The organism is Oceanobacillus longus (assembly GCF_042650085.1).
Classification (GTDB): Bacteria; Bacillota; Bacilli; order Bacillales; family Amphibacillaceae; genus Oceanobacillus; species Oceanobacillus longus.
The window spans coordinates 1-904 of sequence record NZ_JBHSAO010000022.1 but is presented as its reverse complement, the minus strand read 5'-3'; the positions used below and the strand labels follow the sequence as shown (position 1 = coordinate 904).

General features: G+C 36.2%; 2 pseudogenes. Both read right to left on the bottom strand.

The features are described from left to right. Nucleotides 1-217 (bottom strand): annotated as a pseudogene (locus ACFOUV_RS18560) (ATP-binding protein); the annotation flags it as partial. A 1-nt stretch (nt 218) separates the two neighbouring features. Next, nucleotides 219-904: pseudogene (locus tag ACFOUV_RS18555) on the bottom strand (IS21 family transposase); the annotation flags it as partial.

Here is a 904-nt window from a genome sequence, read left to right as displayed (position 1 = left end):
TATGTTCACTCCACCGGTAATCCTCTAATTCTTTTTCATTCATGAATTTCGCCTTTTTGATCAAACGTTCTCCTTTAGCTACCTCTCTATGTTCTAATTCCTGTTGTAATAAAGCCGAGATATACTGCTCGGGATTATCGAAGGGAATCTGCTCGTATATGTCTGCGACATATGCTAAACGTAACGATTTACATTTCTCTCTAATCAAATTTGACATTCTATACTTCCTCTCCTTTCAACGAATGGTTTAAAGGTTGAAGGGAGTCGTAGATACTCCAATTTACATCATACGGATGTGCAATCGGATCATGTAATGATTCATTTTCATTTTCTTTATCATCTACTGGTAACAATTCATAGAAACGCTCATCTATTTCTTGCATACTGTATTTTATTATTAAACTCTGTAACCAATCGACACGTTCTTTTCTGAGTTTCATTGATTCACTATTCAAATGATGCGCGATTCTACCTGGAAGATATGGGAAGTATCTAGAATAGGTAATTGATCTTGGTTTCCTCATCCAATTTTTCAAAATGAATTGCCATGGAATTTCCCTCGAGCGACTCATATATGGTCTAGGTCCTTTATAAAGCACTTCTCCTTGTGGGGAGATTACTTTAAAGTTATCCCAGTACTTAATTACGTGCAATTGTGTATAGTGATAGCTATTCGGTATGTGGATTTGCTTTCCATCAATTTTTGCCTCACCATATTTATTAGCTGAAGCCAGCGATTTATTAAATACTGGATACTCTTTCTCAGGAAATGCGAGACCATATTTCTTTTCTTCCTTTATGAGATCAGCGATACGAATTCCCTTTTTATAATGCATCCTTAAATGATCATCCTGACAATGTTTGAACAATAACTCACGCAAGTGCGTCAAATCCTGAACAACCG